A 14,528-nucleotide genomic window follows, 5' to 3' on the forward strand; every position below is an offset into this window, starting at 1 on the left:
ATCCAGGGAGGATCGAGCATTATGCAAATTACTGAAGACAACCTACTCACCATCATGCCCAACGCCCGCCGCCAAGCGGGCGTTTTTGTTTCTGCACTCAACGATGCCATGGCTCGCCATCGTATCGACACGCCCAAGCGCGTGGCGGCGTTTCTCGCGCAAATCGGACACGAGTCGGGGCAGTTGCAGTACGTGCGCGAGCTGGGTAACAACCAATACCTGAGCAAGTACGACACCGGTACGCTGGCCTTGCGTCTGGGCAACACGCCCGAGGCCGATGGCGACGGGCAGAAGTATCGTGGGCGCGGGCTGATCCAGATCACCGGCCGCACCAACTATCGCCAGTGCAGCCTCGGGCTGTTCGGTGACGAGCGCTTGCTGGCGCTGCCGGAACTGCTGGAACAACCGCAATGGGCGGCCGAATCCGCGGCGTGGTTCTGGGCGCAGAACGGCCTGAACGCGCTGGCCGACCGTGATGAGTTCAACAGCATCACCCGGCGTATCAACGGCGGGTTGAACGGATTGCAGGATCGCCTGGAACTCTGGGGGCGGGCGAGGGCGGTGTTATGCCTGCCTTCGGTCTGAGCGTCTGGCGGCTAGTGGGCATGGTGCTGCTGGCCGCAGGTTCGGCGGCGCTGGCCTGGCAGTTTCAGGACTGGCGCTACGGCCGCCAACTGGCCGAGCAGGCCTGGCAGCATGCCGAAACCCTCAACCAGCTGACTCAGGCTGCCGCCACTGCGCAACAGGCCGAGCAGGACAAGCGCCTGGCCCTGGAGCAACGGCTCGCGGCCAGTGAACAAACCCACTACCGAGCACTGAACGATGCCCAACGTGATCAGGATCGCCTGCGCGATCGTCTTGCCACTGCTGATCTGCGCCTGTCAGTCCTCATCGACGCAGGCGACGCTGCCCAAGGCTGCGGTGTGCCAGCCGCCTCCGGCGCCAGCAGCGTGGATCATGCAGCCGTACGCGCCCGACTTGACCCGGCGCATGCTCGACGAATTGTCGCCATCACCGGCGAAGGCGACCGCGGACTGATTGCCTTGCAGGCCTGTCAGGCCTATATCAGAGCGCTGGCGCCTGCACATTTTGAATAAGCTTGTGTATTGAAAGCGCAACCGGCTCGTGTACGGTGGTACCCATTCCATCCGATCCGGAGCGCGCCGTGAAAGAAATCACTCAACTGGCGGCCGAACTTGGCCGACGTCTGCAGTTGCTCAATGCCCACGTCACTACGGCCGAGTCCTGCACCGGTGGCGGGATTGCCGAAGCCATCACCCGCATTCCGGGGAGTTCGGCGTGGTTCGAGGCCGGCTACGTGACGTACTCCAACCGACAGAAAACCCAGCAACTGAATGTCCCCGCCGAGCTGTTCGGCACGGTGGGTGCCGTGAGTCGCGAAGTGGTCGAAGCCATGGTGCGCGGTGCGCAGAAACACAGCCGAGCGCGTTTTGCCGTAGCGGTCAGCGGTATCGCCGGGCCCGACGGCGGTTCACCGAACAAGCCGGTGGGCACGGTGTGGCTGGCCTGGGGTGTGGGTGATGCGGTTTCCAGCGAGGTTCAGCACTTCCCCGGCAACCGCGATGAAGTCCGCCGACAAACGGTGAAGGCCGCGCTAGAGGGGCTCCTGCGACTAGCGGCACGAGAAATCGAAAATCAGGGGTAGGCGATCCGCGAACGCTGTGGAATAATACTGGCTACTTATACAGGTGTTGGCCGTCAGGCCTTATTGATTACGTGAGGACTTTAATGGACGACAACAAGAAGAAAGCCTTGGCTGCGGCCCTGGGTCAGATCGAACGTCAATTCGGCAAGGGTGCCGTAATGCGTATGGGCGATCAGGATCGTCAGGCGATCCCGGCCATTTCCACCGGCTCTCTGGGTCTGGACATCGCGCTCGGCATCGGCGGCCTGCCAAAAGGTCGTATTGTTGAAATCTACGGTCCTGAATCTTCCGGTAAAACCACACTGACGCTGTCCGTGATTGCCCAGGCTCAAAAAGCCGGCGCGACCTGCGCCTTCGTCGACGCCGAACACGCCCTCGACCCTGAGTACGCCGGCAAGCTGGGCGTCAATGTCGACGACCTGCTGGTTTCCCAGCCGGACACCGGCGAGCAGGCCCTGGAAATCACCGACATGCTGGTGCGCTCCAACGCCGTTGACGTGATCATCGTCGACTCCGTGGCCGCCCTGGTACCGAAGGCTGAAATCGAAGGCGAAATGGGTGACATGCACGTGGGCCTGCAAGCCCGTCTGATGTCCCAGGCGCTGCGTAAAATCACCGGTAACATCAAGAACGCCAACTGCCTGGTAATCTTCATCAACCAGATCCGCATGAAGATCGGCGTGATGTTCGGCAGCCCGGAAACCACCACCGGTGGTAACGCGTTGAAGTTCTACGCCTCGGTTCGTCTCGACATCCGCCGTACCGGCGCGGTGAAGGAAGGCGACGAAGTGGTTGGTAGCGAAACCCGCGTCAAGGTCGTGAAGAACAAGGTTGCTTCGCCGTTCCGTCAGGCCGAGTTCCAGATTCTTTACGGCAAGGGTATCTACCTGAACGGCGAGATGATCGACTTGGGCGTGCTGCACGGTTTCGTCGAGAAGTCCGGCGCCTGGTATGCCTATGAAGGCACCAAGATCGGTCAGGGCAAGGCCAACTCGGCCAAGTTCCTGGCAGACAACCCGGAAGTCGCGGCCAAGCTCGAGAAGCAACTGCGTGACAAGCTGCTGTCGCCAGCCGTGATCGCTGATTCCAAGGCTTCTGCGGTCAAAGAGACCGAAGATGACCTGGCTGACGCTGACATCTGATTGCACCGATGACAACCGCCGTACTCGATACCCTCGTCGCGGTGCGGCGAACTGCCATGGACCTGCTCGCACGCCGCGAGCACGGTCGAGTCGAGCTGACGCGTAAGCTGCGTCAGCGTGGCGCTCCACCCGAGATGATCGAAACAGCCCTCGACCGATTGACGGAAGAAGGCCTGCTTTCCGAAGCCCGTTATCTGGAAAGCTTTGTTTCTTACCGCGCCCGTTCAGGCTATGGCCCGTTGCGGATTCGAGAAGAACTCAGCCAGCGCGGCCTGCAGCGTGCCGATATCGAACTTGCCTTGCGCGAGAGCGGTATCAGTTGGCAGGAACAGCTAACAGACACGTGGCAAAGGAAGTTCTCCGGACAACTTCCCGTCGACGCCAAGGAGCGAGCCAGGCAAGGCCGGTTTCTGGCATACAGGGGGTTCTCAATGGAGATGATCAACCGCTTGTTCAGCGGCAGAGGGATGGACGATTAAAACGATTCAATAAAAAACGGCCCGATATTTCGATAGCGGGCCGTTTTTTTTTGCCTTCAGATTACCTTCGACGGTTCGCGGTTGTGCTGCGTCGTTTGAGGCCTGGACTGGGCCCAGTTTTCCGGCAGGTTGATGAAATCCACCAGCTCACGCAGGCGCCCGTGATCCCGGGCGTTGAAGGCGAAGGCCAGCCGGACCAGATGACTGTATTGCGCCTCGTCGTGTTCCTCGCCACTGTAGGCGTGTTGATGGAACCGGTCACTCAGGCACAGATCGGCAAAGGCTTCCTGCATATGATCAAGGGCCTGATCGCTCAGTTTGTGGTTCATGCGAATGACAAACTGGCGCTTGAGCCAGCGGCTGGAATGGAAGTTGCCGTAGAACTGATTGATCTGTTCCACCGCCTCATCAACGCTGTAGACCAGCCGCATCAGTTTCAGATCGGTTGGCAGGATGTAGCGGTTTTCCTCCAGTTGCTGGCGGATGAAATCCAGTGCTCCTTGCCAGAACGTGCCCCCCGGCACATCCAGCAATACCACCGGCACCAGTGGGCTCTTGCCGGTCTGGATCAGGGTCAGGACTTCCAGTGCTTCATCCAGCGTACCGAAGCCACCGGGGCACAGCACCAACGCGTCGGCTTCTTTGACGAAGAACAGTTTGCGCGTGAAGAAAAAGTGAAACGGCAGCAGATTGCCGGTGCCATTCACGGTGGGATTGGCATGCTGTTCGAAGGGCAGGGTGATGTTGAATCCCAGGCTGTTGTCGCGGCCCGCTCCTTCATGGGCAGCCGCCATGATTCCACCGCCGGCACCGGTAATGACCATCATGTCCGATCTCGTCAGGGCTGCGCCCAGTTCACGGGCCATGGCGTACAGCGGATGCTCGACGGGGGTGCGCGCCGAGCCGAATACGGTGACCTTGCGCCGGCCCCTGAACTGCTCGAGCGTGCGGAACGCCTGCTCCAGCTCCCGCAGGGCTTGCAGGGTGATCTTGGCGTTCCAGCGATTGTGGTCTTCCTGGGCCATGCGCAGCACGGTCAGGATCATGTCGCGGTAGATGGGAATATTCGGACTGTTGGGTGAAACCAGGTTGAGTTGTTCTTCGACCTTGCCGGTGAGGTCGTGGCCGCTTTCCTGAAAATGACGGCTGAGCAGGTCATTCGGTTGGTAAGGCATGCAACTTCTCCTTCTGCACAGAGCCTTCGGCCCTGACGTGCGGCGTCAGTGCCGCGCTGCAAGAAAAAACAAACGCCCGGCAGCTCCTTTCCTGCCGTGAAGTGATCAACGTGAATACTTTGAATCTAGACCCTCGAAGCATTTTTCGCTGCATCCAGCATTGCGCCACAAAGTCTTGCCTGGCAACTGCTTATTGTCGTTTTGCGAAGTGCTTTCACCGCTCGTCCGATGTCGCACCGAGGGCAAAATGCTCTGATTTACTAAGTTAAAGGCGCCGTACGACAACTTTGCGTCAGCGAGCGTACGCAAGGTGCATGCGATTCAAGGATTTGCGGGTGGCAAGGAGGCAGGACACATGACCAGAGTCATTCTGGAGATCGATACACAACTGTATCGAATGTTGAAGGCATCGGCCGAGACCAATCATGTGAGTCTCGAAGAGGAGTGCTGCCGACGTCTTTCGGGAGGGGAGCGCCGCTCGCGCTATCTGCAGGCTTTACTGGCCGAACTGCGCGCCGAGGATGAACAGCGGCGCGCCAATTCGCGATGATTACTTTTTCTTCGCCGGAGCCGCTTTCGGGCAGTCCGATTCCTGATAACTGGCCGAACCGATGGCCCTGTTGGTCTTCACTTCGCTGAAGTCATAACGCATGACGGCCCCTTTGGCCATCAACTTGCGGTACGACGGGTTGTTGCAGACCGAAGCACCCAGCTGGAAATACACGGCCTTGGGATCGGCACGCATCTTGTCGGCATGACTTGCCTGGACGCTCAGGTGGTTGATCAGCGTAGTGCCTTCGACGGTGTAACCCTGATCGAGGATGTCTTCGTTGATCGCCCGTGGCGTGCCGACGCTGCTTTGTGCAGCGACGTTTTGCAGCTCTTTGTTCAGGTTCTGCTCTTTCAGGGACGCAGCCTGTACGCTGAAGGACAACGCCAGCGCGATGGCCGCGGTAGGAACGATAAGGCGCAGCATGAAACTCTCCTGATTCAGTGACTGGTGGTTCGACCAGCCCCGGGGCTGTGCGTTCAGTGGCGGCGAATTATAGGGGAGCCGGTCGGGAGGGTACAGGCTTGTGCTCGTTGCTCTGATAAACTGCCGGCCTTTATTGCCTTGCCGAGAGTTGTTCGTGTCGAGTTTTCCTGTCAGTCGGCGTCGCCCGCAATGAACCATGCCCCCAACGCCGTGGCCCGCCTGCGCGATCAGCGCGAGGACGAGGGAATCAAGCCGATCCAGGCCCGTGGTTTTCGCTCCGAGCGTTGCCGCGACTGCCGGGTAATCATCAGCCATTGCCTGTGCGCCTGGCGCCCGACCGTTGAAACCCGCTCCGGTGTCTGCCTGATCATGACCGGCAAGGAAGTGTTCAAGCCAAGCAACACAGGCTGGTTGATCGCCGACATCGTGCGGGACAATCACGCCTTCATCTGGTCGCGGACCGAACCGGACGAGCAACTGCTGGCGCTGTTGAACGACCCGCAATGGCAGCCGTATCTGGTGTTTCCCGGCGAGTACGTCGAGCCTTCGCGGGTGACCAATACCGTGGATCTCGATAGCAGCAAGCGTCCGCTGTTCATTTTGCTGGACGCGACCTGGACCGAGGCGCGCAAGATCTTCCGCAAGAGCCCGTACTTCGATCGCCTGCCGATCCTCAGTCTGCTGCCCGACAAGCTGTCGCGTTATCGCCTGCGCCGTTCGACCCGCAGCGAGCACCTGTGCACCGCCGAAGTCGCGGCGCTGTGCCTGGAACTGGCGGGTGACACAGATGCCGCCTCGGCGCTGGACGCCTATTTCGATGTGTTCAGCCAGCATTACCTGGGCGCCAAGCAGCAGCTTGAGGTGAATGTATCGACACCGGCCCATGCCGAGTTGCTGCCTTTTATAGCAAACCCGCAGCCGGTGCCGGCCTGATCCTGGCCCATACTGCTAAAGCAGTGGCCGTGTTGCTTGACCACCCCGGCTTCGCTGGGCATGCTTGGCGCCGATTGGGGTACGGCCAAGGTTTGAAACGCCGTTTTTGTCCGTGATTGGCGTTGAACGTGCCCCTGTGGATGCCGCCGCACAAGCGTCGGCATCTTGAGTTGCCTTGGCGAGTCCCGAATGCATCGGGTCTGCCATCAAAAACAGGATCATTTGAAAAATGGCCACATACGACATCCTGATTGCCGACGATCACCCTCTTTTTCGTAGCGCACTGCATCAAGCGGTGACGATGGGCCTTGGTCCGGATGTACGAATGGTGGAAGTGGCGAGCATCGCCGAGCTGGAGGCGCGCCTGACCGAGAAGGCCGACTGGGATCTGGTGCTGCTGGACCTGAACATGCCGGGCGCTTTCGGGTTTTCCGGGCTGGTGATGTTGCGCGGACAGTACCCGCAGATTCCGGTGGTGATGGTCTCGGCGCAGGAAGAAGCTTCGGTGATGGTCAAGTCGCGGGAGTTCGGTGCCAGCGGTTTCATTCCCAAGTCGAGCGACCTGAGCGTGATTCAGGAAGCGGTACGCAAAGTGCTGGATGGCGATGTGTTCTGGCCGCCCCAGGCGTTCGAGGCCGTCAGTGTTTCCGACGAGGCCAAGGCTGCCAGCGATGGCCTGGCGAGCCTTACGCCCCAGCAGTTCCGGGTGCTGACCATGGTCTGCGAAGGCTTGCTCAACAAGCAGATTGCTTATGAGTTGAGCGTGTCGGAAGCGACCATCAAGGCCCACGTCACGGCGATCTTTCGCAAGCTGAACGTGCGGACCCGCACCCAGGCGGCTTTACTCTTGCAACAACTTGAGTCAATTCCGAGCCAGTAATACCAGGCCTCTTCACGCTTTTTTGACTTTCGTTGAACTAGCTTCCCCACTTCTTTTTGGTCGGTTGTGTATTTTATGTCACCTTTCAAGGGCCAGACGGGCCTGAAACGCATCCTCAACGCTTCCGGTTACTCGCTGGACGGCCTGCGCGCAGCCTTCACCGGCGAAGCGGCGTTCCGTCAGCTGGTGCTGCTTAACGTAGTACTGATTCCGCTGACGTTCTTCCTGAATGTCAGCCGTGTCGAGCAGGCGTTGCTGATCGCCGTGTGCCTGCTGGCGCTGATCGTCGAGCTGCTGAATTCCGCAGTGGAGGCGGCTATCGACCGCATTTCCCTGGAACTGCACCCGCTGTCCAAGAATGCCAAGGACATGGGCAGCGCCGCGCAATTCGTGGCACTGAGCATGATTGCCCTGGTGTGGGCGGTGATTCTGCTTTAAGCGATTGTCGGCAGGACGATCTCGTCGCTGCGCTGGACCCCGGCGGTGAAGGCGCGGCACAGATCGAGAAACTCGCGCATGGCGGAGGTCTGGTACTTCTGTTTGTGCCAGATGAAGTAGAACTGCCGCGCCAGATCCAGATCCGGCGTCTCCACCGGTACCAGACTGCCGCGCCGAAAGGCATCACGCAGCGCCAGGCGCGAAATACAGCCAATCCCCAAACCTGATTCCACGGCGCGTTTGATCGCTTCGGTGTGTTCCAGCTCCAGACGAATGTTCAGCGCACTGCGATGGTGACGCATGGCCTGATCGAAAGTCAGGCGGGTGCCGGAGCCTTGTTCGCGCAGAATCCACGCTTCGTGGGTCAACTCCTCCATCGTCGCGCTACCGCGTTTGGCCAGTGGATGCTGCGGGGCGCAGAACACCACCAGTTCATCCTCGACCCAGCTCTGCACTTCGATGTCCGGATGGCTGCAATCGCCTTCGATTAGACCCAGATCAATTTCGTAATGCGCCACCTGTTGCACGATATTGGCAGTGTTCTGCACGTGCAGCTTTACCTGGCTTTCCGGGTGACGCTGCATGAAGCCGCCGATCAACAGGGTGGCCAGGTAATTGCCAATGGTCAGGGTCGCGCCCACCGACAGCGAGCCAAAACCGGATTTGCCGTTGAGCAGGTCCTCGATTTCCTTGGCCTGATCGAGCAGGGCCACCGCTTGCGGCAGCAATTGCTTGCCCAGAGCGTTGAGGCTCAGGCGTTTGCCGGCGCGATCGAACAGCTGGCAGCTGGACTGGCGCTCCAGTTCGGTGATGGAAGTGCTGGCGGCCGATTGCGATAGGTTGAGCAGGCCCGCAGCACGGGACACGCTCTCCTGCTGGGCGACAGCGACGAAGACTTGCAGTTGACGAAGAGTAAATCGCATATCGATATAACCGATAACCCTTATCTTAATAATCCAGTTAACAGATATTGTCGGCGCTATTAGAATGCGATGCAATTGCGCACCGTCGGCATCCTTCAACGTGAGCCGGGCAAGCGCAGATCAATCTCCAGGAGTCCCACGTACATGAGCAACATGAACCACGAGCGTGTCCTCAGTGTTCATCACTGGAACGACACTCTGTTCAGCTTCAAGTGCACCCGCGATCCGGGCCTGCGCTTCGAGAACGGTCAGTTCGTGATGATCGGCCTGCAACAGCCTAACGGCCGCCCGCTTATGCGCGCTTACTCGATCGCCAGCCCGAACTGGGAAGAGCATCTCGAGTTCTTCAGCATCAAGGTGCCTGATGGTCCGCTGACCTCCCAGCTGCAGCACCTGAAGGAAGGCGACGAGATCATCATCTCGAAAAAACCTACCGGCACCCTGGTGCTCGACGACCTGAACCCGGGCAAGCACCTGTACCTGCTGAGCACCGGCACCGGTCTGGCGCCGTTCATGAGCGTGATCCAGGACCCGGAAACCTACGAGCGCTTCGAGAAAGTGATCCTGGTTCACGGTGTTCGTTACGTCAACGAAGTCGCCTACCGCGAATTCATCACCGAGCACCTGCCGCAGAACGAGTTCTTCGGCGAAGCGCTGCGTGACAAGCTGATCTACTACCCGACCGTGACCCGCGAGCCGTTCGAGAACCAGGGCCGTCTGACCGACCTGATGCGCAGCGGCAAGCTGTTCAGCGACATCGGCCTGCCACCGATCAACCCGCAGGACGACCGCGCGATGATCTGCGGCAGCCCGAGCATGCTCGACGAGACCAGCGAAGTGCTCGACAGCTTCGGCCTGAAGATCTCGGCGCGTATGCGCGAGCCGGGTGACTACCTGATCGAGCGTGCATTCGTCGAGAAATAATCCCGACGATGCCGATAGAAAAGCCCGCGTTGCCTGAGAAGGCAGCGCGGGCTTTTTCGTTTCCGCGATTCAGTCAGCGGCGGGAATCACTTCCAGAACGCGGATCTGTTCGGGCGTCGGGTAGTGCCAACGAACGTCCAGATCCCAGAACTGCGCGCCGTATTCGCGTTCGGGCACGGGCGTCTGATACGCCGGACGCGGATCCTGGGCCAGGCATTGCTCGATCAACTCGACCAGCGGCTCGGCCAGGCGCTGAGCGTGCGTGTGCGCCTGTTGCAGCGCCGCGTCCGTCCACTGCACGTCGATCAGTTGCGGCGCGGCACTGGCGATGCTGTTGGAGGCGTCAGCAATGATGTCGGCGTACGGCACGTAGGGTTTGATGTCGAGAATCGGCGTACCGTCCAGTAGATCGATGCCGGAGATGAACAGGCGATTGGCTTCGACCTTGTCCAGTTTCACCACCGACTGACCAATGCCGTTCGGCCGGTGAGTGGCGCGGGTGGCGAACACGCCCATGGATTTGTTGCCACCCAGACGGGGAGGGCGGACCTTCAGTCGCGGCTTTTCCTCCAGCGCCTGATGGAACAGGAACAGCAGCCAGACGTGACTGACCTGCTCCAGCCCCTGCACCGCGTCGCCTTGGTCGAACGGCGCCATCAGTTCCAGCACGCCACGGGCGGCAGGGGCCAGTTGCGGCTGACGCGGGATGGCGAACTTCTCCTTGAAGCAAGAGCGGACGAAGCCGATGGGGGAGACGCTGTAAGTCATGGTCTTGGGTCAAGGCAGGAAACAGGGCGGGCATGATAACCCGGCAGGCCTTGTTGCCGACCTAAAGACTGAACCCGCCATCCAGCGGAATGACATTTCCGGTCATGTAGGCCCCGGCAGTGCTCGCCAGGCTGATCGCCAGCGCTGCCATTTCCTCTTCACGGCCCCAGCGTTTCATCGGGATCAGCGCGGTGTCTTCGGCCAACGCCCGCTGGTCGCTGACGATGTGCCGGGTCATCTTGCTCGGGAAACGCCCCGGCGCGATGACGTTGACGTTGATGTGCTGGCTCACCAGTTCACGGGCGAGGATTCGTGACAATTGATGAAGCGCCGCTTTGCTCGGCCCATAGGCGTAGGCCTGTTCGCCGAAGGAAGAGATGCCGGCCACCGAACCGATGTTGATGATCCGTGCCGGATTCGCCGCCGAGCCCGCCTTGCGCAGCAACGGCAGAAACTGCTGGATGCAACTGAACACCGACGTCACGTTGAGCTGCATGACCTTTTCCCAGCCCTTGACCGGGTAGCTCTCCAGCGGCGCGCCCCAGGTGGTACCGGCGTTGTTCACCAGAATGTCCAGATGAGTGATCTGCTCGCCCAGTCGCGCGGCCAGCTCTTTTACGCCTTCTTCCGTCGCCAGATTCGCCGCCATGCCCCGACAAGTGCCCAGAGCACTGAGTTCTTCAGCGGTTTGATGGCAGGCTTCAGCGTCACGGGAGCAGACGTACACACGGGCGCCGGCCTCGACAAACGCCTTGGCGATCATTTTGCCGATACCACGGGTGCCGCCGGTCACCAGGGCGGTGCGGCCTTGCAGGGAGAAATACGGGTGCATGGCGAATCCTGAGGGCTAGGGTTCAGTACACCCTAGTCGCCGGCCGCGAAAAGCGGAGCCACTATTTTTTGAGGGAATGGAGAGGCATGCATGAAAACGGCGACCGAAGTCGCCGTTTTTTCAAGGATCAGCCGCGAATGCGCAGGGTCAGGCCCTTGAGGAAATTGCGCAGCAACTGGTCGCCGCACGGACGGTAGTTGGTGTGGCCGACCTTGCGGAACAACGCGCTCAGCTCAGGCTTGGACACCGGGAACTCGGCAGCCTTGAGGATCGCGTGCATGTCGTCTTCCTTCAGTTCGAAGGCCACGCGCAGTTTTTTCAGAATGATGTTGTTGGTCACCGGCACTTCGATCGGCTGCGGTGGACGGCTCTCGTCCTTGCCGCGCTTGAAGATCACCAGACCGTCGAGGAAGTGCGCGAGGACTTCGTCCGGGCAGCGCACGAAACCTTCTTCGTCTTCTTCCTTCTTGTCGAGCCAGGTCACCACGTCGGCAAGAGTTACGTCCATGCCACCCAGTTTGATGATTTCGACGACTTTCTTGTCGCTGATGTCGAGCATGTAGCGCACGCTGCGCAATACGTCGTTATGAACCATGTTTGCAATCCTGATCGTTCGCTGTGGGCACCGCGCAGGCGCGATGCCGGAATGTATGGCGGCAACGGGGCCTTAGAACTTCTCTTTACCGGACAGGTATCGCCATTGGCCGGCTGGCACCTTGCCGATCGATACGCCGCCGATGCGGATACGGCGGATGCCGACGACCTTCAGCCCGACCGATTCGCAGAACTGGGCGATGATCCCCGGCTGCGGGTTCTTCATGGCGAAGCGCAGGCGGTTTTCGTTCTGCCAGCTGGCCTTGACCGGTGGCAGCTCCTTGCCCTTGTGGGTAAGGCCATGCTGCAGGCGATTGAGGCCGTGGGCGACCATGTCGCCTTCGACTTCGACCACGTATTCCTGCTCGATCTTCGCCGCGTCGGCGGTGAGCTTGCGCAGCACCTTCCAGTCCTGGGTGAACACCAGCAGGCCGCTGGCCTTGGGTTGCAGGTCGGCGCTGGCGGTCAGGCGCAGGAAGTGCCCGCGCAGCGGTCGCTTGCCGTAGCGGTGTTCTTCGCTGAGGGTGTCGGCGCTCAGCGACTGCATCGCCGTATCGACATCCATGCCGGCCGGCACGTTGAGCAGAATGGTCACCGGCTCCGGCGCAGTGGCCTTGGCGTCCTTGTCGAGTTCGACCTTTTGGTCGCCGACCTTGAACTGCGGCTCGTCGATGACTTCGCCGTCCACGGTGACCCAGCCGCCCTCGATGAACAGTTCGGCCTCCCGGCGGGAGCAACCGACCAGTTCGATGAGGCGTTTGGAGAGGCGAATCGGGTCAGTCATGACAGGGGCCGTAACAAAAAAGGGGTGGGCATTGTACCTGCCTGGCGCCGGTTAATCGCGATTGCATTTGTACCGTGTGGCTTTTAGCCGCGTACGGCGCGCTGTTCCGGTTGTTTCAGACGCATGTGCAGCAACGGATACGGCTGGCCCATGCCATCGACTTCCGACCGTCCGATCACCTCGAAGCCCTGCTTGAAGTAAAAACCCAGGGCCTGCGGGTTCTGCTCGTTGACGTCCAGTTCATCGGCGTTGAGGTGTTCCATGGCGTATCTCAGCAGCTTTTTGCCCAGGCCCTGGCCGCGATGCTCGGGGTCGATGAACAGCATTTCGATCTTGCCCGCCGCCACGCCGGCAAACCCGGTGATGCGCTGGTGGTTGTCCTTGGTACAGATCAGCATCACTGCGTCGAGGTAGCGGGTCAGCACCAGATTGCGCAACAGCTCGATATAGCTGTCCGGCAGAAAATCATGGGTCGCGCGAACCGAGGCCTCCCAGACCCGGGTCAGTTCCTGATAATCGCTGAGTTTCGGTGTGTGAATGACCGAATGGTGACGCATGCCCGTTAGCCTCTTTGTCATTAATGAGGGAGTCCTTCCCCTCACAAACGATAGCCGTAAAAAAGCCCCGCATCTCGTAAAAGAGAGCGGGGCTTTTCGTATTTTCCGCGTTTAGATCTGTTCGGCCCAGAGGTCGTATTCGTCGGCGTCGGTCACTTTGCACCAGACCTTGTCGCCCGGCTTGAGGTTGCTGCCGTTGTCGATGAACACGTTGCCGTCGATTTCCGGAGCATCGAAGAAGCAGCGACCGACCGCGCCTTGCTCGTCGACTTCGTCCACCAGCACTTCGATCTCGCGGCCGATGCGCATCTGCAGACGGGCCGAGCTGATGGCCTGCTGGTGCGCCATGAAGCGTTCCCAGCGATCCTGCTTGACGTCGTCCGGGACGATGTCGAGGTTCAGGTCATTGGCCGGTGCGCCTTCGACCGGCGAGTACTGGAAGCAGCCGACGCGGTCGAGCTGGGCTTCGGTCAGCCAGTCCAGCAGGTATTGGAAGTCTTCTTCGGTTTCGCCGGGGAAGCCGACGATGAAGGTCGAACGGATGATCAGGTCCGGGCAGATCTCGCGCCAGTTCTTGATCCGCGCCAGGGTCTTGTCTTCGAACGCCGGGCGTTTCATCGACTTGAGGACTTTCGGGCTGGCATGCTGGAACGGGATGTCCAGGTACGGCAGGATCTTGCCGGCGGCCATCAGCGGGATCAGCTCGTCGACGTGCGGGTACGGGTAAACGTAGTGCAGACGGACCCAGACGCCGAGGGTGCTCAGTGCTTCGCACAGTTCAGTCATGCGGGTTTTCACCGGCGCGCCGTTCCAGAAACCGGTGCGGTACTTGACGTCAACGCCGTAGGCGCTGGTGTCCTGGGAAATCACCAGCAGTTCCTTCACGCCGGATTTGACCAGACGTTGAGCTTCGTCGAGCACGTCGCCGACCGGACGGCTGACCAGTTTGCCGCGCATCGACGGGATGATGCAGAAGCTGCAGCTGTGGTTGCAGCCTTCGGAGATCTTCAGGTACGCGTAGTGACGCGGGGTCAGCTTGATGCCTTGCGGCGGCACCAGGTCGATCAGCGGGTTGTGATCCTGTTTCGGCGGTACGACTTCGTGGACGGCGTTGACCACTTGCTCGTACTGCTGCGGACCGGTGACGGCCAGCACGCTCGGGTGCACGTCACGGATGTTGCCTTCTTCCACGCCCATGCAGCCGGTCACGATGACCTTGCCGTTTTCCTTGATCGCTTCGCCGATGACTTCCAGGGATTCGGCCTTGGCCGAGTCAATGAACCCACAGGTGTTGACCACGACCACGTCGGCGTCCTGATAGGTGGACACCACGTCATAGCCTTCCATGCGCAGCTGGGTCAGGATGCGCTCGGAGTCGACCAGTGCTTTCGGGCAACCCAGAGATACGAAGCCAACCTTTGGATTGGCCGGCGCAGGAGTGGTGGACATGTCTAACC

General features: G+C 60.2%; 19 protein-coding genes. 10 read left to right on the forward strand and 9 right to left on the reverse strand.

Annotated elements, in window-relative coordinates; all coding sequences use genetic code 11:
• The first annotated feature begins 21 nt into the window (after window positions 1-21).
• The 5 genes from NE357_RS05965 (at window position 22) to recX (ending at window position 3,287) form a co-directional block, all read left to right on the forward strand.
• On the forward strand, window positions 22-585 hold the full coding sequence (locus tag NE357_RS05965; protein WP_169429112.1) for a glycoside hydrolase family 19 protein: 564 nt from the start codon (window positions 22-24) through the stop codon (window positions 583-585).
• On the forward strand, window positions 567-1,097 hold the full coding sequence (locus NE357_RS05970) for a lysis system i-spanin subunit Rz (RefSeq protein ID WP_169429113.1): 531 nt from the start codon (window positions 567-569) through the stop codon (window positions 1,095-1,097). Before NE357_RS05965 ends, NE357_RS05970 begins: the two co-directional genes overlap by 19 nt.
• A gap of 68 nt (window positions 1,098-1,165) precedes the next feature.
• Entirely contained in the window at window positions 1,166-1,666 is a 501-nt protein-coding gene (locus tag NE357_RS05975; protein WP_085729865.1) for a CinA family protein, read from the forward strand.
• A gap of 83 nt (window positions 1,667-1,749) precedes the next feature.
• Complete coding sequence (recA, locus tag NE357_RS05980; protein WP_003222269.1) at window positions 1,750-2,808, forward strand: recombinase RecA; 1,059 nt, start codon at window positions 1,750-1,752, stop codon at window positions 2,806-2,808.
• Window positions 2,809-2,816: 8 nt separating this feature from the next.
• On the forward strand, window positions 2,817-3,287 hold the full coding sequence (gene recX, locus NE357_RS05985) for a recombination regulator RecX (RefSeq protein WP_096819568.1): 471 nt from the start codon (window positions 2,817-2,819) through the stop codon (window positions 3,285-3,287).
• A 56-nt stretch (window positions 3,288-3,343) separates the two neighbouring features.
• Here the strand turns inward: recX and NE357_RS05990 are convergent, their stop codons facing one another.
• The gene (locus NE357_RS05990) at window positions 3,344-4,462 is read right to left on the reverse strand and encodes an LOG family protein (protein ID WP_169429114.1); all 1,119 of its coding nucleotides are present in this window, start codon (window positions 4,460-4,462) and stop codon (window positions 3,344-3,346) included.
• 355 nt (window positions 4,463-4,817) lie between these two features.
• Here NE357_RS05990 and NE357_RS05995 point away from each other — a divergent pair, with 355 nt between their 5' ends.
• On the forward strand, window positions 4,818-5,012 hold the full coding sequence (locus NE357_RS05995) for a hypothetical protein (RefSeq protein WP_085712901.1): 195 nt from the start codon (window positions 4,818-4,820) through the stop codon (window positions 5,010-5,012).
• Here NE357_RS05995 and NE357_RS06000 read toward each other — a convergent pair whose 3' ends face one another.
• Window positions 5,013-5,438 (reverse strand): PA3611 family quorum-sensing-regulated virulence factor, encoded by a 426-nt coding sequence (locus NE357_RS06000; RefSeq protein WP_169429115.1) that lies wholly within the window; start codon window positions 5,436-5,438, stop codon window positions 5,013-5,015.
• A 189-nt stretch (window positions 5,439-5,627) separates the two neighbouring features.
• Here NE357_RS06000 and NE357_RS06005 point away from each other — a divergent pair, with 189 nt between their 5' ends.
• The 3 genes from NE357_RS06005 to NE357_RS06015 all read left to right on the forward strand — a co-directional run bounded on the left by NE357_RS06005 (window position 5,628) and on the right by NE357_RS06015 (window position 7,689).
• Window positions 5,628-6,371 carry a tRNA-uridine aminocarboxypropyltransferase gene (locus NE357_RS06005; protein ID WP_085712903.1) on the forward strand — a complete coding sequence of 248 codons (744 nt, stop codon included), beginning with the start codon at window positions 5,628-5,630 and terminating at the stop codon, window positions 6,369-6,371.
• Between the two features lie 229 nt (window positions 6,372-6,600).
• A complete protein-coding gene (gene erdR / locus NE357_RS06010) occupies window positions 6,601-7,251 on the forward strand; it encodes a response regulator transcription factor ErdR (RefSeq protein WP_085647827.1) in 651 nt (216 codons plus the stop codon).
• A gap of 75 nt (window positions 7,252-7,326) precedes the next feature.
• Window positions 7,327-7,689, forward strand: coding sequence for a diacylglycerol kinase (locus NE357_RS06015; protein WP_003222276.1), 363 nt, complete (start codon window positions 7,327-7,329; stop codon window positions 7,687-7,689).
• Here the strand turns inward: NE357_RS06015 and NE357_RS06020 are convergent.
• Window positions 7,686-8,612 carry a LysR family transcriptional regulator gene (locus NE357_RS06020; protein WP_085729869.1) on the reverse strand — a complete coding sequence of 309 codons (927 nt, stop codon included), beginning with the start codon at window positions 8,610-8,612 and terminating at the stop codon, window positions 7,686-7,688. The two genes, NE357_RS06015 and NE357_RS06020, sit on opposite strands and share 4 nt — an antisense overlap.
• A 144-nt stretch (window positions 8,613-8,756) precedes the next feature.
• On the opposite strand from NE357_RS06020, the gene fpr reads away from it, so the two are divergent.
• Window positions 8,757-9,536, forward strand: a complete 780-nt coding sequence (gene fpr / locus NE357_RS06025) for a ferredoxin-NADP reductase (RefSeq protein ID WP_003222277.1) — start codon at window positions 8,757-8,759, stop codon at window positions 9,534-9,536.
• Window positions 9,537-9,605: 69 nt separating this feature from the next.
• Here fpr and tsaA read toward each other — a convergent pair whose 3' ends face one another.
• From tsaA to rimO, 6 genes are all read right to left on the reverse strand, one after another.
• Window positions 9,606-10,304: a tRNA (N6-threonylcarbamoyladenosine(37)-N6)-methyltransferase TrmO gene (tsaA, locus tag NE357_RS06030; protein WP_169429116.1), complete on the reverse strand. Its 699-nt coding sequence runs from the start codon at window positions 10,302-10,304 to the stop codon at window positions 9,606-9,608.
• A 61-nt stretch (window positions 10,305-10,365) separates the two neighbouring features.
• Window positions 10,366-11,136, reverse strand: coding sequence for an SDR family oxidoreductase (locus NE357_RS06035; protein WP_169429117.1), 771 nt, complete (start codon window positions 11,134-11,136; stop codon window positions 10,366-10,368).
• A 127-nt stretch (window positions 11,137-11,263) separates the two neighbouring features.
• The gene (locus NE357_RS06040) at window positions 11,264-11,731 is read right to left on the reverse strand and encodes a YehS family protein (RefSeq protein ID WP_169429118.1); all 468 of its coding nucleotides are present in this window, start codon (window positions 11,729-11,731) and stop codon (window positions 11,264-11,266) included.
• Between the two features lie 72 nt (window positions 11,732-11,803).
• Window positions 11,804-12,514, reverse strand: a complete 711-nt coding sequence (locus NE357_RS06045; RefSeq protein ID WP_169429119.1) for an rRNA pseudouridine synthase — start codon at window positions 12,512-12,514, stop codon at window positions 11,804-11,806.
• 83 nt (window positions 12,515-12,597) lie between these two features.
• Window positions 12,598-13,071: a GNAT family N-acetyltransferase gene (locus NE357_RS06050; RefSeq protein WP_169429120.1), complete on the reverse strand. Its 474-nt coding sequence runs from the start codon at window positions 13,069-13,071 to the stop codon at window positions 12,598-12,600.
• A gap of 111 nt (window positions 13,072-13,182) precedes the next feature.
• Complete coding sequence (gene rimO / locus NE357_RS06055; protein WP_007954955.1) at window positions 13,183-14,520, reverse strand: 30S ribosomal protein S12 methylthiotransferase RimO; 1,338 nt, start codon at window positions 14,518-14,520, stop codon at window positions 13,183-13,185.
• Window positions 14,521-14,528 lie beyond the last annotated feature (8 nt).

It is taken from the genome of Pseudomonas sp. G7(2022) (assembly GCF_052660475.1).